This window comes from Agrobacterium sp. CG674 (assembly GCF_053521645.1).
The window spans coordinates 150,991-172,712 of sequence record NZ_JBNWDZ010000008.1 but is presented as its reverse complement, the minus strand read 5'-3'; the positions used below and the strand labels follow the sequence as shown (position 1 = coordinate 172,712).

The following is a 21,722-nucleotide window of genomic DNA, read 5'->3' as shown; positions in this document are numbered from 1 at the left end:
AAGGACATCGTCGCTAGCAGCGCCGCCGCCCTCGTCAGTGAGCGGACTTATAGAACTACACCCCTGATATAGTCAACAGGGGCATAGACAGAAAATACAGAAAAACACTAAGTTATTGGTTATAAAGCGGTATTTTCGGTTTCCTGCGGTTTTGCTAATTTTCCCAGCGGAATTTAATAGCTCTCTATAGATGACAAGCGCTTCAAGAGTGGGCATCTCGCCATTCTATGAGTGACTGCCACGTTTTGGACATTAGCGCGGCCTATCCCGAGACATATCGAAGTTGTCACTATAAAGGCGTGGAACACGGGCAAGGCCATATGGCTCCCGTTTGACTCCGGTCTTTGAAAGTTGCACATCTTCGACTTAAGTGTTTCTGGAGATCGAATGAACGACTGGTCGCAACGGGCATGATGACGGATCGAGACATGATCCGCTCGCTTGGAACCGAACCGCCTATTCTGGCGGAGGGTCGGCGCGCTCCTGATCGTCGTGAAATTTCCCTGCGCTGGTTGAGTGGCACCTTTCTCACCGGCATCACATCTTCCATCCTTATGGGCGTTGCCCTTTTTGCAGCGCTCGATGGGCGTCAGCAGCTTGCCATTCCGGCTGAAGCCTTTGCGCGGGCTGATATGGAGCAGGACGCGTCCGAGACCGTCCGGCGCGGTACGCGTCTTATTGGCCAGAATATAGCGGCGCGCCCTTCAGACCGTTCGGTGATGGAAGTTTCGACCGTCATTCATGATGGTGACAAGGAAGTGGTGCGGAAAGTGCCCTTTTCCCATGTGAAGATCGCACTTGCTGCCAATTACAATAATCAGGAGGATTATCCTCCGTTCGATCCGCTGAACATATTTGCGACCAACGATGATGCATCGCCTGCCGCAAGCAGGACCGGGACGATCTATGGTTCCGAGGTGGAATCGGAGGTTAGCCTCAAGACTGTGGCTTTTCCGACCAAGGATAGCCCCTTTGCCTTTGCGGGTTCGATGAGCTTCGATGAGGTGGAGGAAGCCGTTCGCTCCAACGGTTCAATGTTGACAGACGGCAAAGAGCAGCTTTCCGCGCTCTATTACATCGATCCACGCCGTTTTGAGGCAACCGAAGATGTTGATGTGACAGCCGGGTTGGCGGCGCGGGTGGTTGAGCAGAATATGTCTGTTTCCACGCCACAGGCATCCACAGTCAAATTCCAGGAATATGCTGATGACGTCATCCCGGTCCGACAGGCCGAGACGATGGAAGAGGCGCTTTTCGGTGCGGGTTACTCAAAGGAGCAGGCCAAGCAGACCGCTGCGGTGCTTGGTGCTGAGAACGGCGCTTCGAATGTGGAGCCCGGCGACGTGCTCCGGATCGGCATTCTGCAAAGCGAAGAGAAAAGCGACATTGTGCGGGCCACGCTTTATCGCAAGGGTCGGCATATGATGACCGTCGCGACTAGCGATAGCCATAAATTCGTAAGGGCAAGCGAGCCACCGCATTTGGATGCCGTTGCCACCGCATTTGATAGCAGCAACGCGCCTTTGACGGCCAACCGCGATTTGCCGCGGGTGTACGACGGTGTCTACCGGGCGGCCCTCACCTATGGCATGAACCAGACGATGGTCGCGCAACTGGTGAAACTTCTGGCAAGCAGCGTAGATTTCCAGGCGCAGTTGAAACCGACAGATTCCCTTGAGGCCTTCTTCTCAGTTCAGGGGCCGGATGGAAAAGCGACCGATCAGTCCGAGTTGCTCTATGTGAATGCCAAGTTCGGCGAAAACGAAACGCGCTTTTATCGCTTCCAGAACTCCGATGATGGCAGCGTCGATTATTTCGACGGCCAGGGCAAAAGTATCCGCCAGTTCCTGATCCGCAATCCGGTCCCGAACGGCCGCATGACATCGGGCTTCGGCATGCGCCGTCACCCTGTTCTGCGGTTTAGCCGTATGCATACCGGCACGGATTGGGCGGCACCGCGCGGAACGCCGATTATTGCGACCGGCAATGGTGTGGTCGAAAAATCAGGCTGGGCTTCCGGTTATGGCAATCAGACGCTGATCCGCCATGCGAATGGATATGTGTCCTCCTATAATCACCAGAATGCCATCGCCAAGGGCGTGACCGAAGGAGCCCGCGTCACGCAGGGCCAGGTGATTGGCTATGTTGGATCGACAGGTCTTTCGACCGGTGCGCATCTGCATTACGAGTTGATCGTCAATGGTACGAAGGTCGATGCGATGAAGGTGCGCCTGCCGGGTGGAAAATCGCTCTCCGGCGAAGCATTGGCTCGTTTTTCCGATGAACGCCGTCGTATCGATACACTGCTGAATATCGAGACCAAGCCTGATCAGGTTGCGAGCCGCTAGCACCATTTCCATCTAGATCAGCACACATAAAAAGGGCTCCCTTGCAGGAGCCCTTTTTGTTTCGTCATGCCGCGTCGGCGGTTTCCACATTTGGCAACAGGGGCTTGATGTTGAATAGCAGCCTGTCTGTGCCGGATGTTACCTTGACGCGGGAACCGTCGGGGATCTCGCCGTTGAGGATGAGCTCGGCCAGGCGGTCCTGCACGTTTTTCTGAATGACGCGCTTTAGTGGGCGGGCACCGTAGGCGGGGTCGTAACCCTTGTCAGCCAGCCAGTTGCGGGCGTCCTCATCCAGTTCCAGCACGATCTTGCGGTCGCTGAGCAGCGCGACAAGGCGATGCAGCTGGATTTCGACGATGGCACCCATTTCATTGCGATGCAGGCGATGGAACAGGATGATGTCATCGATGCGGTTGAGGAATTCCGGCCGAAAGTGGCCGCGGACACGTTCCATGACCAGTTCGCGAACCGAACCGACATCATCATTGTCGCCCATCTGCGTCAGGAACTCGGAACCGAGGTTCGAGGTCATGATGATGATGGTGTTCTTGAAATCGACGGTGCGGCCCTGACCATCGGTCAGGCGGCCATCATCCAGCACCTGCAACAGAACGTTGAAGACGTCCGGGTGTGCCTTTTCGATCTCGTCGAACAGAACGACCTGATAGGGACGCCGACGGATGGCTTCCGTCAATGCGCCACCTTCCTCATAGCCGACATAGCCGGGAGGTGCACCGATCAGGCGGGCAACGGAGTGTTTCTCCATATATTCCGACATGTCGAGGCGAACCATGGCCGTTTCATCATCGAAGAGGAAGCGCGCCAAGGCCTTGGTCAACTCGGTCTTGCCCACACCGGTTGGCCCTAGGAAGATGAACGAGCCGATTGGACGATTGGGATCCTGCAAACCGGCACGCGAACGGCGGACAGCTCTGGACACGGCCTGAACCGCCTCACCCTGTCCGACCACGGACTTTGCCAGATCGTCTTCCATGCGCAGCAGCTTCTCGCGCTGACCTTCCAGCATTCTGTCAACCGGGATGCCGGTCCAGCGCGAGATGACATGGGCGATATTGTCGGCTGTCACCACTTCCTGAACCATGGATGCAGCACCGCTGCTATCATGCTGTTCGGCGGTTGCCAGTTGCTTTTCCAGACCCGGAATGATGCCATAGGTCAACTCACCGGCGCGCTGGAACTGTCCATTGCGCTGGGCAGTTGCCAACTCGTTACGGGCTTCATCCAGCTGCTTTTTCAGATCCGCCGCATGGCCGAGCTTCTGCTTTTCCGCCTGCCAGCGGGCCGTCAGCGCATCGGCCTTTTCTTCCGTGTCGGCCAGCTCATCTTCCAGCCTTTTCAGGCGATCCGCCGAGGAGGCATCCGTTTCCTGCTTCAAGGCTTCGCGCTCGATCTTCAGCTGGATGATCCGGCGATCCAGTTCGTCCAGTTCCTCGGGCTTGGAATCCACCTGCATGCGAAGACGCGATGCGGCTTCGTCCATGAGATCGATGGCCTTATCCGGCAAGAAGCGATCGGTGATGTAGCGGTTGGACAGGGTCGCGGCAGCCACCAGAGCCGAATCGGAGATGCGAACCTTGTGATGTTGCTCGTATTTTTCCTTCAAACCGCGCAGGATCGAAATCGTGTCCTCGACCGTCGGTTCGCTGACGATGACAGGCTGGAAGCGACGGGCGAGAGCCGGATCTTTTTCAACATGCTTGCGATATTCATCCAGCGTGGTGGCACCGACGCAATGAAGCTCGCCGCGCGCAAGCGCCGGCTTGAGCAGGTTGGACGCATCCATGGCGCCATCGGCCTTGCCCGCGCCAACAAGCGTATGCATTTCATCGATGAAGAGAATGATGCCGCCAGCTTCCGCCTGAACTTCGTTCAGAACAGCCTTCAGACGCTCTTCGAACTCACCGCGATATTTGGCACCGGCGATCAAGGCGCCCATATCCAGCGCCATCAACTTCTTGTCTTTCAGGCTTTCAGGAACATCGCCATTGATGATGCGAATGGCCAGACCTTCGGCAATCGCCGTCTTGCCGACGCCGGGCTCACCGATCAGAACCGGGTTGTTCTTGGTGCGGCGCGACAGAACCTGCATGGTGCGACGAATTTCATCATCGCGACCGATCACGGGATCAAGCCGACCGTCCCGCGCTTCGGCGGTCAGATCGCGGGCATATTTCTTCAGCGCATCAAAGCCCTGCTCGGCATTGGCACCATCCGCGGTGCGGCCCTTGCGGATATCATTGATGACCTGATTGAGCGCCTGCGCTGTCACGCCAGCCTTTTTCAAGGAGGCGGAGGTGGATGCGGAGGTTTCGACGGCAAGAGCCTGTAACAGACGCTCAACCGTGACGAAACTGTCACCGGCCTTTTTGGCTATGTCTTCTGCGGTGGAAAAGACTTTGGCGAGGGGGCCGGTCAGTGAAAGACCGCCATTGCCGCCGGAAACCTTCGGCAATTTGGCAAGAGCCGCATCATTGGCGAGCCGCGCTTCCTTGGCGTTGCCACCGCCGCGCTCGATCAAGGCTGCTGCCATGCCCTGATCATCATCGAGCAGGACCTTCAGGACGTGCTCGGCTGCAAATTGCTGGTGGTTTTCGTTCAGCGCGTAGGTCTGTGCCGATTGCAGAAAACCGCGAACGCGTTCGGAATATTTTTCGATATTCATCTCATAACTCCTTTTACCGCCCTGCCCGATCTCGGCACAGGTTGGAATGTTAGGGTTGAGGCTCCCTGAAGCGGCAAGCCCCGCTGCGAAAAAGGCCTTTATATATAGAGGCTTCTATCGCCTTGAACGACATGCCGCCCCATGGTTTGGCACGCTGCTCTGGTAGGCTTGATATGGTACGCGAATTTGCAGGTTTAAAGAGGCTGGATGAAGCCTTGCGTTGATTTTTTAGACGAGGGCGACGCACATTTCACGCGATAGCACCAAGTCGATCGAACGCTCTTATAAAGTTCCCGAAATCCCTTTGGCCAAGCTTCGCCGTTCACGCGGCATGTTCTGCCCGTCGCTTGATCTTTTCAGTCTGACCATCGCCGTTTTGCGGCCATGGGTATTTCGGACGGGGCGCTGGAAGTTGCCTCGTTGGGTAGTAGTAGTATTGGCACCTTTCAGCGCCCCGTTCAGCGGTTATTGTCCGCCCACGATCTCTTGCCACGGCTGGCTGTTCCCGGATGGCGAGGGCGAACCTTGCCGAAAAACCGGTCGGACATAACCAAGGTCCAACCCTTCCCCATTCCGGGCGGCGGCACCCATAGAGGATGCCACCTGCCAGTTCGGCCACACCTGCCTTCGCCTGAACTCCGCGCCGATTGATCGAGGCGCGGGCACAAGCGATCAGTTTTTCGCAAGGTAGGCATCCGCCGATCAGCCGATGCCCGCCCTCACGATCCGTCCGCACCATTTGCGATGCGGGGCAGATGCAGCGTGTTCCTGTGTACCGCCTGACTTTCGCCGGTCCGCCATCCGGTCGCGTTCGACCATAGGCGGAGGGCTGTCGGTACGCCCGGTGGATGACGAACCGGACTGATGCAGACACTTTACGAAGCCGTAAGGCATTCGCAACGCGCAAGCATCAGGCCGGATCGAACATGGAGGAGACTACGCCAGCCGGTCCGAAACCCGCGCTATCCCCTCACCCGTTACCACCGGGGAGATCGCTGCCAGACCCCGGCGATGAAAGGTTGCGTAGCCTCATCACCACCAGCGCCGGTTCCGCCTCGCCGCAACGCCTTGCGGTGTATCCGAGGGCGGAACGGGGACATTGTGCTGGTGATTCGCCCGCCATTGAGAAACTGCAGATCGATTTTTTGCGGATTTTCCGGTTTTTTGAATAAGTCATTGTTTTGCAAAGGGTTATTTTCAGATGCGCAATCTAACTGCCGAAACTGAAAAAACCCCGGCGAACCGGGGTTTTTCAAACTTATGACCTAACAGGGTGAACTGGCTTATTCGCCAGCATTTTCCAGCGTTGGGGCGGCGTCGCCTTCGCCACCTTCAGGCGCTGCTTCACCGTCTTCACCCGCCGTGCGGCGTGGACGACGGGGACGAGGGGTGGCGCTGCGAGCACGACGCGGTGCGCGTTCCGTCGCAGTTGCGTTAACCTGCGCTTCCTCTTCGACCGCTACTTCCTTGGGCGTACCCTCGATGACCGGCTGAGGTGCAGAGCTTGCGTCGTAAACGGGTGCGGCAACTGGCGCTGCAGCCACCTCTTCCTGCTCCTCGCGGGGCTGGCGTTCGGGCCTTGCGGGGCGCTCGCGACGATCACGGCGTTCACCGCGGTCCTGACGCTCGGCGCGCTCAGGGCGCTCCTGTCTTTCAGGGCGATCCTGACGCTCTTGCTGATCGTTACGCTGGGCCTGATCATTGCGCTGTGGCTGATCGTTGCGCTGGGCGCGCTGCTGGTCCTGCTGATCATGCTGGCCTGGCATGGAAACAATGACGTCGTCATTGTCATCGCCATCGATATCGTCGCCGTCGCGTTCCTGCTGGAACTCGCCGCGCTCATCGCGCTGGAAACGTTCCTGCATCTGGGCCTGCGCCGAGGCAATGATACGGTTATAATGTTCGGCGTGCTGCAAATAGTTTTCAGCCATAACGCGGTCGCCGGAGCTTTGGGCGTCACGTGCGAGCGTGGAATATTTCTCGGCTATGTGCTGGGCGGTGCCACGAATCTTAACGTCAGGGCCAGAACTGTCATAGCTTCTCGTGAGCGGGTTGCCGCCCTTGCGATTGAAGTTATTATTGTTGTTGCTACCGCTGCTACCACCGCCGCCGCCGCCATTGTTATTGCTACCACGCCCCCGGCCGCGCTTGTTTTGCTGTCCTGGCCTCATCAATTGCTCACCTGAATTCTGTTTTCTGATAATTTCGTTGTTACGATACAATGACGGATGGACGCATATCAAAGTCCGGTTTTCCGAAATTGCTCCCATTACGCGACGTGCACCAAAAGGCCAAGACTTCGCGTTTAATGCCCGGATGCGCAAATGCTGCATCGAGCTGCCTGCGAACAAAGTTTCCTGAATCACATGCCGGGAATGCCCAGCCTTCAGGGTTTCCACAAAAACCCGCTTCGGGACTGATCAAAACCCAGCGAATCTAAATTCGCCCTCAGCCACCCAACATGTTGCGGGCAAACTAGCCCGCTTCCTTTCGAAATCCAAGCCTTTTCTTTTGCTGTGCAAAATATCAATGCACATAACCATCATCGTGACAGTCAATCGAGCCTGGAAAAGAGCAGAGCGCGGTCGTTGCTGCCGTAATCCTTAACTGCCTCCACACAGCGATATCCGTAGCTTGCAAAAATGGCTGTCACATCCGCTTTCTGATCATAGCCGATTTCCAGCCCGATCAAACCGCCAACATCAAGATAATCCACCGCTTTTTCAGCGATGACACGGTATGGGAAAAGACCATCCGCACCACCGTCAAGCGCTGCCATGGGATCGAAATTGCGCACATCGCGATCAAGCGTTTCGATGTCTGCACTCTTGATATAGGGCGGATTCGACACGATGATGTCAAAGCGCCCGGAAATATTCGCGAACCAATCGCTTTCCACGGTCTTGAAACGCGGGCTCAAGCCATGCCGCGCTGCATTCTTTTCTGCCGTTTCAATCGCATCGCGGGAAATATCGCTGCCGACACCCGATGCCTCCACGCATTCGTGCAGAAGCGCCAGGCATATGGCACCGGTACCGATACCCATATCCAAAATCCGCGCCTGCCCCTTTTGCGCAGCAATGCGCCGCAAATGGGGAAGAAGCGCATCGACCAGCACTTCCGTATCCGGCCTTGGCTCCAGCGTGCCGGATGAGAGGATGAGGTCCAGACCGTAAAATTCCCGGTGACCGAGAATGCGGTGGACGGGCTCGCCCTTCTCGCGGCGCAGAACCATGGTTTCGATCTGTGCTGCCTCGCCATCGCTGACGATGCGGGCGCCATTCAGCACGAAATCCGTCAGCGAAAAGCCGATGACGCTACCGATCAGCAGCCGCGTATCCGTCACGGGATCGGCAACACCTGCTGTTTCCAGGCGTTTGCGCACCTCTGCAACGAGCGTGCTGACGGGCTTCGTCACTGCTGTTCGCCAAGCTGGGCGAGCTGGCCTGCCTGATAATCGGCAATCAGCGCATCCACCATTTCGTCGATATCACCTTCGATCATGCGGTCCAGCTTATAGAGCGTGAGATTGATACGGTGATCGGTGACGCGGCCCTGCGGAAAATTATAGGTGCGGATGCGCTCGGAGCGGTCACCCGAACCCACCTGGCTCTTGCGGTCTGCGGACCGTTCGCTATCCACCTTCTGGCGCTCGATATCGTAGAGGCGCGAACGCAGAACCTGCATCGCCTTGGCGCGGTTCTGGTGCTGCGACTTTTCAGAGCTGGTGACGATCAACCCCGTTGGCAGGTGGGTGATGCGAACCGCGGAGTCGGTGGTGTTGACGTGCTGGCCACCGGCGCCGGATGCGCGCATCGTATCGATGCGGATATCATCGGGGCGGATTTCAATGTCGATCTCTTCGGCTTCCGGCAAAACCGCGACGGTTGCTGCAGATGTGTGAATACGCCCGCTGGCCTCCGTGTCTGGCACACGCTGGACGCGGTGGACGCCGGATTCGAATTTCAGCTTGGAAAACACGCCGCGCCCGGTAATCGTCGCGATGATTTCCTTGTAGCCACCCGCTTCGCCTTCGCTGGCCGAGAGGATTTCCACCTTCCAGCCCTTGGTGCTGGAAAAGCGTTCATACATGCGAAACAGATCGCCCGCGAAGAGCGCGGCTTCCGAACCACCGGTGCCGGCGCGAATTTCAACGATGGCGCTTTTCTCGTCGGCAGCATCCTTGGGCAGGAGAAGGATCTGCATGTCCTTCTCAAGCTGCTCGATCTGCGCCTGAAGCTCGGGAAGCTCGGCTTCGGCGAGATCGCGCATGTCCTTGTCGCTGGATCTATCGGCGGCAATCGCTTCCAGATCGGCCGTTTCGGCAAGCGCCTTTTCGTATTCGCGGATGGTTTTGACGACCGGCTGCAATTCCGAATATTCCGACGCCAGCTTCACATAGACATCTGCCGCAGGGCCGGACGCCATGCGCGCTTCGATTTCACCGAAACGACGCTCAAGCTCACGCATTTTTTCGACGGGGAGCTTAGCCACCTGTCACGCACTCCAATTTCTGTTGGTTCTCAGATAGGGATAGAATGGGTCGCGGCAAAGCGCAAAAGCAGCTGACGCGGACTTTCCACCGACTTTTGATCGTCCAGCGCCGCTTCCAGCTCCTCAGACAGCAGTCCGACATCCAGCCCCAACAACATTGCCTTCACCGGGCCGATGGATGTGGGAGACATGGAGATGGAGCGGAAGCCGAGGCCGATCAGCGCCATGGCCGAGAGCGGCTTGCTTGCCATCTCGCCGCACAGCGTGACCTTGGTGTTGTTGCGGTCTCCGGCGCGAACGATATCACGCAGGATCCGCAGGAACGGTTTGCCGAGATTATCGAAGCGATCCGACACGCGGGCATTGCCGCGATCCACCGCCATGGTGAACTGGAAGAGGTCGTTGGAGCCGACCGATACGAAATCGACCTCCGACATCAGCTCATCCAGCTGCCACATGAGCGAGGGCACTTCGAGCATGGCGCCGAATTGTAGCTTTCGCGGCAGCGAATGGCCGAATTTCGACAGGTGCTGCACCTCCTTCTGGAACAGCTCACGGGCCGCGCGGATTTCGGCGACTTCCGTGATCATCGGCAGCATGATGCGCAGTTCGGCCCCTGACGCCGCGCGCAGCAGCGCGCGCATCTGCGTGCGCATGAGGCCGGGGCGATCCAGCGACAGACGGATGGCGCGCCAACCGAGAGCCGGGTTTTCCTCTTCCTGACCGCGCATATAGGAGACGACCTTATCACCGCCGATATCAAGCGTGCGGAAGGTGACCGGCTTGCCCTTGGCGTTGCGCAGAACGCTTCGATAGAAAGCTTCCTGCTCCTCGCCCTTGGGCATGTTGGAGGCGATCATGAATTGCAGCTCGGTGCGGAACAGGCCGATACCGTCAGCACCGGATTCTTCCAGCTGCGGCAGATCGACCAGCAAGCCGGCATTCATCTTCAGATCAACCCGGACACCATCCTTGGTGACAGGCTCAACATCGCGCAACGCACGGAACTGCTCCTGACGCTTGGCGCGCAGACGAACCTTTTCCTCATAGGCACGCTGCAAATCGGCGACGGGGCGAAGATGCACCTGTCCGTCATCACCATCGATGATGATCGGGTCGTTGTTTTCCGCGAACGCGACGATACCCGCCGCCTGCCCGATGATGGGAATTCCCATGGCACGCGCCACGATGACGACGTGGCTGGTGACCGCGCCATCTTCCAGAACCAGACCGCGCAGCTTTTCACGCGGGTAATCCAGAAGTTCCGCCGCACCCATGGCGCGGGCGAGAACGATGGCATCCGCCGGGAAATCCTGTTCCGGACCACGAATGCCAAAGCCCATCAACTGACGCAACAGACGGTTGGCCAGATCGTCGAAATCGTGCATCCGCTCGCGCAGATAGGGATCGGTCAGGCGCATCATGCGCGCCTTGGTGTCGCTCTGGACCTTCTCCACAGCGGCTTCCGCTGTCAGGCCGTTGCGGATGGCTTCTTCCATGCGCCGCACCCAGCCCTGATCATGTGCGAACATGCGGTATGTTTCCAGAACCTCGCGGTGCTCACCTTCGGTGGCGACATCGCGGCGCTGGAGCATGTCATCAATGGACAGGCGAAGAGAGCCGATGGCTTCCGCCAGGCGGCGGGTTTCCATTTCGGCATCTTCGTTGAGAAGATTGGTAACGACGATGCGGGGATCATGCAGAACAACGTGACCAAGGCCAATGCCTTCGCCATAGGCATCGCCTTTGATGGAGACGGCCCGTGTCAGGTCCAGTTCCACGCCGGGGCGGGTGATTTTTTTCAATTCACCGCTCGCCACAATCTCCGCAATGAGCATTGCGGTTGTTTCAAGCGCTTCAACTTCGTCCTCCCGGTATGTTCGGCTGGTCTTGTTCTGAACGACAAGAACGCCAAGAGTGCGACCGGATCTCAAAATCGGCACGCCCAGGAAGGAATGATAAATTTCTTCACCCGTTTCAGGGAGATAGCGGAATGCGGGATGCGCCTGCGCATCGGAAAGATTGAGCGGCTGGGCAGATGCGGCGATGGTGCCGACAAGACCTTGCCCCATTTTCAGCTGGGCAAGATGCACGGCATCCTTGTTCAGACCTTCGGTGGCGTAAAGCTCGAGCACGCTGTCGGAGCGCAGTACATAGACGGAGCACACCTCCGCCACCATGTTGCTGGCGATTTGCCGAACGATCTGGTCGAGGCGTTCCTGTGGCTCAAGGTGCTCCGCCATCATCTCGCGAAGCCGCTTGAGAAGAACGCGTGGACCTGCAGAAAGGTCTCTCATTGCGGTGCTCCCTGACACCTCCGCATGCGCGCCAAGACGACCCGCATGAAAGGATCCACCAAAACAAAGCCTGCACAGCAAGCCGGACGGCAGGGATGCGCAGTCGATGCAACGTCAACCATTCATCACCCCGAAAAGAATCGGATGACGTGTATCGACGTTACAGAATCAACTCTTATCCAGACCGTAAGCAGAATGCAAAGTACGAACTGCAAGTTCCGCGTAGGCACCATCAATAAGAATGGAAATCTTGATTTCCGATGTCGTGATGGCTTTGATGTTGATGTTTTTTTCAGCAAGTGCCTTGAAAGCGCTGGCGGCAACGCCCGCATGGCTGCGCATGCCGATACCGATGACCGATACCTTGGCCAGACCCGTTTCGTTCTGAACGACGTCAAAACCGATTTGCGTCTTGTTGTCTTCCAGAACCTTGATGGCCTTGGGCATATCGCCCGATGGCACGGTAAAGGTCATGTCGGTGCGCGAACCATCTTCGGAGATGTTCTGCACGATCATGTCGACATTGATATGGGCTTCAGCCAAAGGTCCGAAAATGGCAGCAGACACGCCCGGCCGATCTGACAAGCGGCGCAGCGAGATTTGTGCTTCATCCTTGGCATAGGCGATGCCGGTTACGACTTCCTGTTCCACGATTTCTTCCTCGTCACAAATCAAAGTACCGGGCGGATTGATAAGGTCACCCATGCCCGGAGCATCAGGATCCTCGAAACTGGAGCGCACGAAGGTGCGAACCTTGTGCACCATGGCAAGCTCGACCGAGCGAACCTGCAGAACCTTCGCGCCAAGAGACGCCATTTCCAGCATTTCTTCAAATGCTACCTTCTTCAGGCGGCGCGCCTTCGGTACGATGCGTGGATCGGTGGTGTAGACGCCATCGACATCGGTATAGATATCGCAACGGTCTGCCTTGACGGCAGCGGCGATGGCAACAGCCGACGTATCCGAGCCGCCACGACCAAGCGTCGCAATGCGGTTATCCGGGCCCAGACCTTGAAAACCGGCAACGACGGCCACCTGGCCTTCACCCATGCGGCGAACGATATCAGAGCCATCAATATCAAGAATGCGGGCGGCGCCATGGGCGTTATCGGTGCGAATGGGGATCTGCCAGCCCTGCCAGGAGCGTGCATTGACACCCATGGACTGCAAGGCGATGGCCAGAAGACCCGATGTGACCTGCTCACCCGAGGCGACGATGGCATCATATTCGCGCGCGTCGTAGAAGGACGTTTCCTTGGAACCGGCAACCTTCGGCGTGTTCTGAACCCAGTCCACCAACTCGTTGGTTTTGCCGGACATGGCGGAAACGACAACGGCCACTTCATGGCCAGCATCCACTTCGCGTTTCACATGCCGCGCGACATTATGAATGCGTTCGAGATTTGCGACGGACGTGCCGCCGAATTTCATGACAATGCGAGCCATAGTTGACCAGTACCATCCCAATTTGCCGCCAGATGCAGCGGACAAGAGCACAACCCAGCCGGCTTTTCGTTTCAAAAAAGCCTCAAGTTGCCGGTCTCATATCGAAAAGGCAGGGTGCACGCAATGCCGTTTATGGACCGTGCGGTACGCCTTTCATGAGGCGAGCCGACCCACCAGACGTGTTTCAATGCGTCAACCGTACCGCTGTGGCCTGTACAAACGTCAACATTTCCAGTATGAGCGCGTCAATTACAACTGGCTGAATGGCCGAAATGGCCCGTATCGGCTGCTTTATAACCCTTATGATCTAATGGTTTCAAGCGGATGCAGGCAGCCCAATATCCGAAAGACGGTATATGACAGAAACCCAGGGTATCGCCCCGGCGATTGCACAGGCGTTGGAAAAACGCGGCTATAAAGATTTGACACCTGTTCAGAAGGCGATGCTTGCGCCTGAACTGGAAGGACAGGACGCGCTTGTTTCCGCCCAGACGGGCTCTGGCAAGACCGTTGCCTTCGGCATGGCCATTGCGTCGACATTGCTACAGAAGAACGGCCGTTTCGGCCCCGCCGGTGCGCCACTCGGCATCGCCATTGCCCCAACCCGCGAACTTGCGATGCAGGTGAAGCGCGAGCTGGAATGGCTTTACGAGTTCACTGGCGTTTCCATTGCGTCTTGCGTTGGCGGCATGGATATCCGCGCCGAGCGCCGCACGCTGGAACGCGGTGCGCACATCATCGTTGGCACGCCTGGTCGTCTTTGCGACCACATCAAGCGCAAGGCGCTGGACCTTTCGTCCATTCGCGCCGTGGTGCTGGATGAGGCCGACGAAATGCTCGACCTCGGTTTCCGCGAAGATCTGGAATTCATTCTGGAAGAATCGCCAGCGGAGCGCCGCACACTGATGTTCTCGGCCACGGTTTCGCGCTCCATTGCCAAGCTTGCCGAAAGCTACCAGAAGAATGCCGTGCGCGTTGCAACGACATCCGAGCAGAAGCAGCACGTCGATATCGAATACCGCGCCATGGTGGTTTCGCCATCCGACCGCGAGAACGCCATCATCAATGCGCTGCGCTTTTATGAAGCCCGCAATGCCATCGTGTTCTGCTCCACCCGCGCCGCCGTCAACCATCTGACTGCCCGCCTGAACAATCGCGGCTTCTCCGTCGTGGCACTGTCTGGCGAATTGAGCCAGAACGAGCGTACGCACGCGTTGCAGGCCATGCGTGATGGCCGTGCCCGCGTTTGCGTGGCGACCGACGTTGCCGCACGCGGTATCGATCTGCCCGGTCTCGAACTCGTTATCCATGCCGATCTGCCGACCAATTCCGATACGCTTCTGCACCGCTCTGGCCGTACTGGCCGTGCCGGACAGAAGGGCATCAGCGCCATTGTCGTGCCGATGAGCCAGCGCCGCAAGGCCGAGCGCCTTCTCGAAGGTGCCAAGGTTAGCCCGGCCTGGGTTCGCCCGCCATCTGCCGAAGAGATTACCGAACGCGATGGCGAACGCCTTCTGGCCGATGCTTCGCTGACGGAAAATGTTGGTGATGACGAGCGCGACTTCGTCAACAAGCTGCTGGAACAGCACGGCCCTGAAAAGGTAGCCGCCGCTTTCGTGCGTCTTTACCATGCGGGTCGTTCCGCACCTGAGGACATCGCCGAAGTTTCGCTGGATGGTAGCCGCAAGCCGCGCCGCGAAGGTTTCGAGACCGTTGAAAACAACGAGCCACGCCGGGATCGTTCCGACTTTTCCGACAGCGGCTGGTTTACGCTGTCTGTTGGCCGCAAGCAGAATGCCGAGCCACGCTGGCTCATTCCAATGCTGTGCCGCTTTGGCAAGCTGACACGCCAGGATATTGGCGCGATCCGCATGCAGCAGACCGAGACCTATGTGGAGTTGGCCGCTGATGCGGTTGAGCGCTTCACATCTGCGCTTGGCAAGGACATGATGCTGGAAAAGGGCATCCGCGTGAAGGCTATGGACGGCAAGCCGGACATGTCTGCAAGCCCCCGCGAAGAAGCGCGTCCGGCCAGACCACCGCGTAAATTCGACGCCAAGCCAGCAGCCGGTGGCGAACGCCGCACGGAAGACAAGCCTTGGAAGAAGAAGGCGCCCGCTGGTGACAGACCAGCGAAGTTCGAAGGCAAAAAAGACAAGCCTTTTGAAAAGCGCGCTCCAAAGAAAAAATGATCGCACCTAAACAAAAACCCGGCGGATATGATCCGCCGGGTTTTTTCGTTCTACAGTATCGATCTTATCGAGGGGCTTGGCAGCCCGGAGAGCCGACGATGCAGCCAAACTGCTGGCCACCCTCAGGTGGACGCGGGGCCTGGTTGACACCGGGACGACGGCTGCCCTCATCATTCTGACGGCGCTGGTCGTTCGCGTCGCGGTTCTGATCCCGGTTCATGTCCCGGTCCCTGTTCACGTCGCCTCTGTTGCGATCACGGTCACGATTGTCATTGTCCCACCGTGGGCGGTCACGATCGCGGTCGCGGTTGTCGTTATCCCAGCGCGGGCGATCATTATCGCGTGGCGGGCGTGGGCGGTCGTTCTGGTTCCAGTCGCCGTAGCGTTCTTCCCAGCGGCCATCATTTGGACCACGACCGCGTGGGTCACGGTCTCGCTGATCACGCCATTCATCGCGTGGTGGACGCGGGCGTTCATAACCACCGCGTGGCGGCGGAGCATTCCAGTACCCGCCACCGGCGGGACGACGCCAGCGGTCGCGTTCACGATAGAAATCGCGGTCGCGGTAATATCTGTCCCAGTAGCGTCCGGCTTCAAAGGTGATGACGGGAACACCGAGGTCACGGTAATAACGTGGCTCGACGTAGACGCGGTTCTGGCGATAGATGGCCTGAACATAACGTCCGGCAACCCAGCCACGACCATAGCTGAACGAGACGTCACACCATGGTGTATCAGACAGGCAGCCGTGGATTGTCAGCGGTGCGCCATTGGGAATGACAACGACAGCTGGATAAGCGGTGCTGGGACCAGAACGCATATTGACGTTGGCGGTGGAAAAGCCTTGTGTCGCCGCTTGCGCGAGTGCCGGGGCGGCGACAAGCGCGAGAAGCGCAAAAGCCCCAAACAGTTTCTTCTTCACGTTCATTCTCCCTCAAGCAAAAGGCTTGGTCGCCGTTACAGGCATTCAACTGTGTGAAAATACGCGCCCGATGATGAACGCAGCATGAAACGGAAATGCCCCGAAATCGGTTCCTTTTGCCCGCGACAACAGGGCGCAGCAGCCCCCACCCCCTTGACTTCGAGGGTCAGGCATCCGACTTCAGGAGGCAGGACAAGAAGGAGCACACCATGAGCGAAGCCGCAAAGACCACCGTCGACCAGAGTGAAGTGGACCGGTTTTCAGCCATGGCTGCGGAATGGTGGAGCCCGACGGGGAAATTCCGCCCGCTGCACAAGTTCAACCCCGTGCGGCTCGACTATATTCGCAATCGCGCCTGCGAGAACTTTGGCCGGGACCCCAAGGCGCATCGCCCACTGGAAGGACTGCGCGTGCTCGACATTGGTTGTGGTGGCGGCCTTCTGTCTGAGCCCTTAGCGCGCATGGGCGCCAGTGTGGTGGGTGCTGACCCGTCGGAAAAGAACATCGGCATCGCTTCCACACACGCACGCGAAAATAATGTTGAGGTCGATTACCGCGCCGTGACGGCTGAGCAGCTGTTTGAGGCGGGCGAGACCTTCGACATCATTCTCAACATGGAAGTCGTGGAGCATGTGGCTGATGTCGAGCTTTTCGTGGGAACCTGCGCCAAGATGGTGCGGCCCGGTGGGCTGATGTTTGCAGCCACCATCAACAGAACGTTGAAAGCGCGGGCTCTTGCGATTTTTGCCGCTGAAAACGTGCTTCGCTGGCTGCCGCGCGGAACCCACCAATATGAAAAGCTGGTGCGCCCGGACGAGCTGGAAAAGCCTGTCGTCGCCACCGGTATGCATATCATTCACCGCACGGGCGTGTTCTACAATCTGTTGCAGGACCGCTGGAACCTGTCACCCGACATGGACGTGAACTACATGGTTCTGGCCAAGCGCCCGGCGTAACGACGCCTCAGTTCACATCATCCGGCAGGACGGGCAGCGGCGCAACGGCGATGCCCTCCTCAATCAGCGCCTTGGCTTCCTGAGGCGAGGCCTGCCCGATGATGCCACGCTCTTCCTTTTCGCCGTAATGGATCTTGCGGGCTTCCTCGGGAAATTTATCGCCCACATCTTCCGCATTGGCGCGGATGCTGGCGAGCGTTTCCTTGATCTTGGCGAATGCCTGTTTCTGCGCGGTATCCATGGCCAAAGTGCGCGTTTGCTCGCGTTCTCGCGCCGTGGAGACTGATGGCGCCATCAGCATCTTGCCGACTTTCGGGGAGCCGCAAACAGGGCAGGTGACCAGCCCGCGTTGAAGCTGGCCGTCAAAATCCGCGCTACCGGAAAACCAGCCCTCAAACTCATGGGCCTGTTCGCAATTGAGCGCGTAGCGGATCACTGCGCGCCCGCCCCTGCAATGACGGTGTTGATGACCGTATCGAGGTTAAAATCCCGGGCGTTTTTCAGATTGGGGATCTTGGCGCGTGCACCCGCCACAGCGGATGGATCGATGTCGGCATAGACGATCTCTTCCCCCTCGCCACCGGCTGAGGCCAGCACATTGCCCCAGGGATCGATGACCATTGAGTGGCCGAACGTCTCGCGGCCATCGTCATGCGTGCCGGCTTGAGCTGCAGCGATGACGAAGGCGCCGTTTTCAATGGCGCGGGCGCGCAGCAGGACTTCCCAGTGGGCTTGGCCCGTCTGCTTTGTGAAGGCGGCAGGCACTGTCAGAATTTCGGCTCCGGCTATTGCTTCGGCACGAAACAGCGCCGGGAAGCGCACGTCGTAGCAGATGGCAAAGCCGAATTTGGCGAGCGGCAGGTCCGCGACGCGCGCTTCCGTGCCCGGCTCATAGGCTGAGCTTTCGCGCCAGCTTTCACCATTGTCCAGATCCACATCGAACATGTGGATCTTGTCATATGTGCAGATGCGCTCTCCATCGGGCGCAAACAGAAAGCCGCGATTGGCGATCTTGCCATCGGTGCGGGCAATGGCGGTTGAACCAACATGGACGTAAATACCGAGTTCACGCGCCAGCTTTGCCGCCGTAAGAACGATGATATCGCCCTTCTCGTCCTTCAGGCATGCGCGCAAGGCATCGCGGTCCTTCTGAATCGCGCCGGTCATCTCAGGTGTCTGAACATAGACAGCGCCCTGCTCGGCCGCTTCACGAATGAGGCGTTCCATTGCCGCGGCGTTGGTCTTGGGGTCTGTGCCTGAGCACATCTGGATTGCTGCGGCCCTGAAGCTCATCTGTTCGGTCCCTTTTCACGTCTTTTTATTGGAATATCGTGCTTGTCTCAGGCGGCCAGAAGCGGATCGAGCTTGCCATCGCGGTCCAGCGCGTGAAGATCGTCGCAGCCGCCAACATGGTTTTCACCGATGAAGATTTGCGGGAAGGTGTTGCGGCCCGATTTATCCATCATTTCCTGGCGATAATCAGGGTTTTCGGTGGCATTGTACTCGGTGAAGGCAACGCCCTTGCTCTGCAGAAGAGACTTGGCGCGGGCGCAAAAGCCGCAGAGATCGCGTGTGTAAATCGTGACGGAAGCCATTGTTATCGGTCCTTGCACTCTTGATAAAACCACATGTTCTGACGTTTCATATAGGACCGGAAATCGCCATTGCAAAGGTCAAAACGGTGACGTCGCGGGCACCTGCCTTCTTCAAACGGCGGGCGGCGGCCGCAACCGTGGCACCTGTGGTGTAGACATCATCCACCAGAACGACACGCTTGCCCACGAAGTCGGACTCGCGACCGGGCGCAATCGCAAAGGCACCGCGCACATTTTTCTTGCGCGCCCGCGCCGATAGGCCCACCTGCCGGCTGGTCGGTTTAATGCGGACAAGGGCAGATGCGACCAGAGGCTTGCTGGCCAGAACGGACACATGCCGCGCAAGCTCGGCAGACTGGTTGAAGCGGCGTGCCAGAAAGCGCCGCCTGTGGAGCGGCACCGGCACGATACAGTCACAGGCCGCAACCGCCCCATCACTGGCGCGCAGCATCCAGCGCGCCATGAGACGCGCGAGGTCGGTGCGATCCATGTATTTCAGCTGATGGACGAGCTTTCGCGCTGGACCATCATGCACCGTGGCTGCACGCAGGCGCTCAAAGGGCGGTGGCTCGGCGATGGCCTGAGCGCACAGGATTCCGGGGCCGTGGTCACGCGCAAAGGGAATGCCGAGCACCTCGCAATAGGGCCGCTCGATGAACTGAACGTCCACCCAGCAGATCGGGCACAGGGCGCCGCCCTGTCTGGTCTTGCAGCCACACCCCACGCAGGATGGCGGATAGACGAGATCGGCCACCGCACGCCAGACGGCGCGCAGCACACCCACCTCGACATCGCTTGCAACAGGCTTTTCCCACTGGACCATGAGGTTGACAATAGGCTCGAACGGGTGCCTTTGCGATAGCAAAATTTGGATGGATGACGGCATGGATATCGTTTTTGACACAGGCTTGATCGAAAAGAACCGCATGCGCGCCTGGCGCGTGCGCGATGAAAAGGCTGCGTTTCTGCTCGATATAACGGCGGATGAACTTGCCGATCGCATCGCCATCATCGAGCGCTATTTCGACAATGCCGTGGAGTTGCACGGCGCGACAGGCATAACGGCAAGGCGTCTGCTGGAAACCGGCAAGGTCGGGAGCGTCAGGCGCGTTGAGATTGATCCGGCTTTCGCAGACGGCGATGAGCAGATGCTGGTGGCACCCATCGAGCATCTGCCGCTTGAGCCGCAATCGCAAAATCTGGTGGTTTCGCCGCTCAGCCTGCATCTAACCAATGACACGCCGGGCACCCTGATACAGATCCGCCGCGCCCTGAAGCCCGACGGGCTTTTCATGGCCGCCATTCCTGGAGCTGGCACGCTACAGGAATTGCGTGATGTTCTGTTGTCAACCGAGGCAGAGATGAGCGGCGGCGCGAGCCCCCGTGTCATACCCTTTGCCGATGTGCGTGATGTTGGCGCACTGTTGCAGCGGGCGGGCTTTGCGCTGCCGGTGACGGATACGGAAACCTATACGGTGCGCTACGATTCGATCCTGCCGCTGATGCGTGACCTGCGCGCCATGGGCATGGCCAACCCGATGATAGGACGCAGCAAAAGACCGCTGAACCGCAGTTTTTTGATGCGCGCCGCGCAATTATACGCGGAAAGATACAGTGACCCCGATGGCCGCATCCGCGCGACATTCTCGATCATCTTCGTATCGGGCTGGGCACCGCATGAGAGCCAGCAAAAGCCGCTGAGACCCGGCTCTGCCAAGACACGGCTGGCGGACGCGCTGAAAACAACCGAAATCAAGCTGCCGAAGCGCGGTGACGAATAGGAAAATCAGGCGAGTGAGTTGGCGAGCGTATCGCTGATAAGCTTGAAGATCGCCAGCAGATTATCTCGAATGCTTTCCATGCCCAGAATCAAGGAAGCGGCGATGATACCGATGATAAGGCCGTATTCGATGGCCGTCGCGCCTCGGCTGTCCGCAGCCAGAGCCATCAATTTGCGTGCCACGAAATCCGTTCTGCCTGTCATGCCCAACACCCTTTACCCCCGCGCGTTCGAGACACGCAGATGAAACCCACGGGCAACTTAGCGCAATAAGATGTGCAAACTGTTACGCCGAGACCGACCATGCCGCCGCACGGAATGCGTCGACAGCCTGGCCGTCTTAATTTCACCGCTGAAACCTTTCATGAAGAAGAATATTATAATAAAAACGAATACCCAGATATGAACGAAGAGCGATAGGCCACTGCTAGAGATTGATCCTCCCCTTCAGGATTTCTTCCAAAAATCGACTATCGCCCTTGCTCTGTCCCACGCTGGCGGTGACCAGCATCTTGCCCTGGTGAACCAGAAATTCTGCACATTGACGGGCTATGGCAGCGACGACGTGGTTGGTAAAAACTGCCGAATGCTGCAGACCAGCCAGAACGGAACGAATGCGCCCAACACCGAGGCTCGTGGCAAGATCCACGCATTTCTCAAAGCCGACGGTCCAGCGACGATGCGCACGACAATCGTCAATTTTCGCAAGGACAGCAGTCCTTTTGTGAATTTGCTCTTCATGTCGAAGTTGAAGGCAAACTCGGGACAGGTTCGCTACATCCTTGCCTCACAGTTCGATGTCAGCCGTGCCCATAAGCACCTGCTTCAAGCCTATGACCTGGAGCTGGACGACACCCTGAAGACGCTCAAGCCGCTGCTTGATGACCACAATATCATGATCGAGGGGACCCTTGCGATGATTGCAAACTCCACCAACACGATAGCTCAGGCAAAACTCACTTTGGCGGAACTGGAACAAAACACCCCGTATTGATCGTTCCCGTTTTTT

General features: G+C 58.1%; 17 protein-coding genes. 5 read left to right on the top strand and 12 right to left on the bottom strand.

Going from position 1 to position 21,722, the window contains the following annotated elements:
- Nucleotides 1–410 precede the first annotated feature (410 nt).
- Nucleotides 411–2,348 carry a M23 family metallopeptidase gene (locus ACQZ51_RS19885; protein ID WP_448779853.1) on the top strand — a complete coding sequence of 646 codons (1,938 nt, stop codon included), beginning with the start codon at nt 411–413 and terminating at the stop codon, nt 2,346–2,348.
- 64 nt (nt 2,349–2,412) lie between these two features.
- Here the strand turns inward: ACQZ51_RS19885 and clpB are convergent, their stop codons facing one another.
- The 6 genes from clpB to ACQZ51_RS19855 all read right to left on the bottom strand — a co-directional run bounded on the left by clpB (nt 2,413) and on the right by ACQZ51_RS19855 (nt 13,268).
- The gene (gene clpB, locus ACQZ51_RS19880; RefSeq protein ID WP_448779851.1) at nt 2,413–5,031 is read right to left on the bottom strand and encodes an ATP-dependent chaperone ClpB; all 2,619 of its coding nucleotides are present in this window, start codon (nt 5,029–5,031) and stop codon (nt 2,413–2,415) included.
- A gap of 1,283 nt (nt 5,032–6,314) precedes the next feature.
- Nucleotides 6,315–7,202 (bottom strand): DUF4167 domain-containing protein, encoded by an 888-nt coding sequence (locus tag ACQZ51_RS19875; protein WP_448779849.1) that lies wholly within the window; start codon nt 7,200–7,202, stop codon nt 6,315–6,317.
- A gap of 383 nt (nt 7,203–7,585) precedes the next feature.
- A complete protein-coding gene (gene prmC / locus ACQZ51_RS19870) occupies nt 7,586–8,449 on the bottom strand; it encodes a peptide chain release factor N(5)-glutamine methyltransferase (protein ID WP_448779847.1) in 864 nt (287 codons plus the stop codon).
- Nucleotides 8,446–9,525 (bottom strand): peptide chain release factor 1, encoded by a 1,080-nt coding sequence (gene prfA / locus ACQZ51_RS19865; protein WP_042616751.1) that lies wholly within the window; start codon nt 9,523–9,525, stop codon nt 8,446–8,448. The genes prmC and prfA overlap by 4 nt, the downstream gene beginning before the upstream one ends.
- Nucleotides 9,526–9,554: 29 nt before the next feature.
- Entirely contained in the window at nt 9,555–11,822 is a 2,268-nt protein-coding gene (ptsP, locus tag ACQZ51_RS19860; RefSeq protein ID WP_448779844.1) for a phosphoenolpyruvate--protein phosphotransferase, read from the bottom strand.
- 168 nt (nt 11,823–11,990) lie between these two features.
- A complete protein-coding gene (locus ACQZ51_RS19855) occupies nt 11,991–13,268 on the bottom strand; it encodes an aspartate kinase (protein ID WP_243257962.1) in 1,278 nt (425 codons plus the stop codon).
- A 356-nt stretch (nt 13,269–13,624) separates the two neighbouring features.
- Here ACQZ51_RS19855 and ACQZ51_RS19850 point away from each other — a divergent pair, with 356 nt between their 5' ends.
- Nucleotides 13,625–15,460: a DEAD/DEAH box helicase gene (locus ACQZ51_RS19850; RefSeq protein ID WP_448779842.1), complete on the top strand. Its 1,836-nt coding sequence runs from the start codon at nt 13,625–13,627 to the stop codon at nt 15,458–15,460.
- A 64-nt stretch (nt 15,461–15,524) separates the two neighbouring features.
- Here ACQZ51_RS19850 and ACQZ51_RS19845 read toward each other — a convergent pair whose 3' ends face one another.
- The gene (locus tag ACQZ51_RS19845; RefSeq protein ID WP_448779840.1) at nt 15,525–16,382 is read right to left on the bottom strand and encodes an SH3 domain-containing protein; all 858 of its coding nucleotides are present in this window, start codon (nt 16,380–16,382) and stop codon (nt 15,525–15,527) included.
- A 209-nt stretch (nt 16,383–16,591) separates the two neighbouring features.
- Between ACQZ51_RS19845 and ubiG the strand changes: the two genes are divergently transcribed.
- Nucleotides 16,592–17,338: a bifunctional 2-polyprenyl-6-hydroxyphenol methylase/3-demethylubiquinol 3-O-methyltransferase UbiG gene (gene ubiG, locus ACQZ51_RS19840; protein WP_448779838.1), complete on the top strand. Its 747-nt coding sequence runs from the start codon at nt 16,592–16,594 to the stop codon at nt 17,336–17,338.
- 7 nt (nt 17,339–17,345) lie between these two features.
- On the opposite strand, the gene ACQZ51_RS19835 is transcribed toward ubiG, so the two are convergent.
- Genes ACQZ51_RS19835 through ACQZ51_RS19820 form a run of 4 tightly spaced genes read right to left on the bottom strand, consistent with a single transcriptional unit; the run spans nt 17,346 to nt 19,756 of the window.
- Nucleotides 17,346–17,774, bottom strand: coding sequence for a DUF1178 family protein (locus ACQZ51_RS19835; RefSeq protein ID WP_042616756.1), 429 nt, complete (start codon nt 17,772–17,774; stop codon nt 17,346–17,348).
- A complete protein-coding gene (locus ACQZ51_RS19830) occupies nt 17,771–18,631 on the bottom strand; it encodes a carbon-nitrogen hydrolase family protein (protein ID WP_448779836.1) in 861 nt (286 codons plus the stop codon). Before ACQZ51_RS19830 ends, ACQZ51_RS19835 begins: the two co-directional genes overlap by 4 nt.
- 47 nt (nt 18,632–18,678) lie before the next feature.
- Nucleotides 18,679–18,933: a glutaredoxin 3 gene (gene grxC, locus ACQZ51_RS19825; RefSeq protein ID WP_042616758.1), complete on the bottom strand. Its 255-nt coding sequence runs from the start codon at nt 18,931–18,933 to the stop codon at nt 18,679–18,681.
- A gap of 46 nt (nt 18,934–18,979) precedes the next feature.
- Nucleotides 18,980–19,756: a ComF family protein gene (locus ACQZ51_RS19820; RefSeq protein ID WP_448779867.1), complete on the bottom strand. Its 777-nt coding sequence runs from the start codon at nt 19,754–19,756 to the stop codon at nt 18,980–18,982.
- 61 nt (nt 19,757–19,817) lie between these two features.
- Between ACQZ51_RS19820 and ACQZ51_RS19815 the strand changes: the two genes are divergently transcribed.
- Complete coding sequence (locus ACQZ51_RS19815; RefSeq protein WP_448779833.1) at nt 19,818–20,714, top strand: methyltransferase domain-containing protein; 897 nt, start codon at nt 19,818–19,820, stop codon at nt 20,712–20,714.
- 5 nt (nt 20,715–20,719) lie between these two features.
- Here the strand turns inward: ACQZ51_RS19815 and ACQZ51_RS19810 are convergent, their stop codons facing one another.
- Nucleotides 20,720–20,917 carry a Flp family type IVb pilin gene (locus ACQZ51_RS19810; protein ID WP_192065965.1) on the bottom strand — a complete coding sequence of 66 codons (198 nt, stop codon included), beginning with the start codon at nt 20,915–20,917 and terminating at the stop codon, nt 20,720–20,722.
- A 220-nt stretch (nt 20,918–21,137) separates the two neighbouring features.
- Here ACQZ51_RS19810 and ACQZ51_RS19805 point away from each other — a divergent pair, with 220 nt between their 5' ends.
- A complete protein-coding gene (locus ACQZ51_RS19805; RefSeq protein WP_042616760.1) occupies nt 21,138–21,707 on the top strand; it encodes a PAS domain-containing protein in 570 nt (189 codons plus the stop codon).
- Nucleotides 21,708–21,722 lie beyond the last annotated feature (15 nt).

Bases quoted from the DNA above. Each gene is read 5' to 3' on its own strand.
- clpB (WP_448779851.1), bottom strand. From the start codon at position 5,031: ATGAATATCGAAAAATATTCCGAACGCGTTCGCGGTTTTCTGCAATCG.
- ACQZ51_RS19820 (WP_448779867.1), bottom strand. From the start codon at position 19,756: ATGGTCCAGTGGGAAAAGCCTGTTGCAAGCGATGTCGAGGTGGGTGTG.
- ACQZ51_RS19850 (WP_448779842.1), top strand. From the start codon at position 13,625: ATGACAGAAACCCAGGGTATCGCCCCGGCGATTGCACAGGCGTTGGAA.
- ACQZ51_RS19815 (WP_448779833.1), top strand. From the start codon at position 19,818: ATGGATATCGTTTTTGACACAGGCTTGATCGAAAAGAACCGCATGCGC.
- ubiG (WP_448779838.1), top strand. From the start codon at position 16,592: ATGAGCGAAGCCGCAAAGACCACCGTCGACCAGAGTGAAGTGGACCGG.
- ACQZ51_RS19855 (WP_243257962.1), bottom strand. From the start codon at position 13,268: ATGGCTCGCATTGTCATGAAATTCGGCGGCACGTCCGTCGCAAATCTC.
- grxC (WP_042616758.1), bottom strand. From the start codon at position 18,933: ATGGCTTCCGTCACGATTTACACACGCGATCTCTGCGGCTTTTGCGCC.
- ACQZ51_RS19830 (WP_448779836.1), bottom strand. From the start codon at position 18,631: ATGAGCTTCAGGGCCGCAGCAATCCAGATGTGCTCAGGCACAGACCCC.
- ACQZ51_RS19875 (WP_448779849.1), bottom strand. From the start codon at position 7,202: ATGAGGCCAGGACAGCAAAACAAGCGCGGCCGGGGGCGTGGTAGCAAT.
- ACQZ51_RS19810 (WP_192065965.1), bottom strand. From the start codon at position 20,917: ATGACAGGCAGAACGGATTTCGTGGCACGCAAATTGATGGCTCTGGCT.
- ACQZ51_RS19885 (WP_448779853.1), top strand. From the start codon at position 411: ATGATGACGGATCGAGACATGATCCGCTCGCTTGGAACCGAACCGCCT.
- ptsP (WP_448779844.1), bottom strand. From the start codon at position 11,822: ATGAGAGACCTTTCTGCAGGTCCACGCGTTCTTCTCAAGCGGCTTCGC.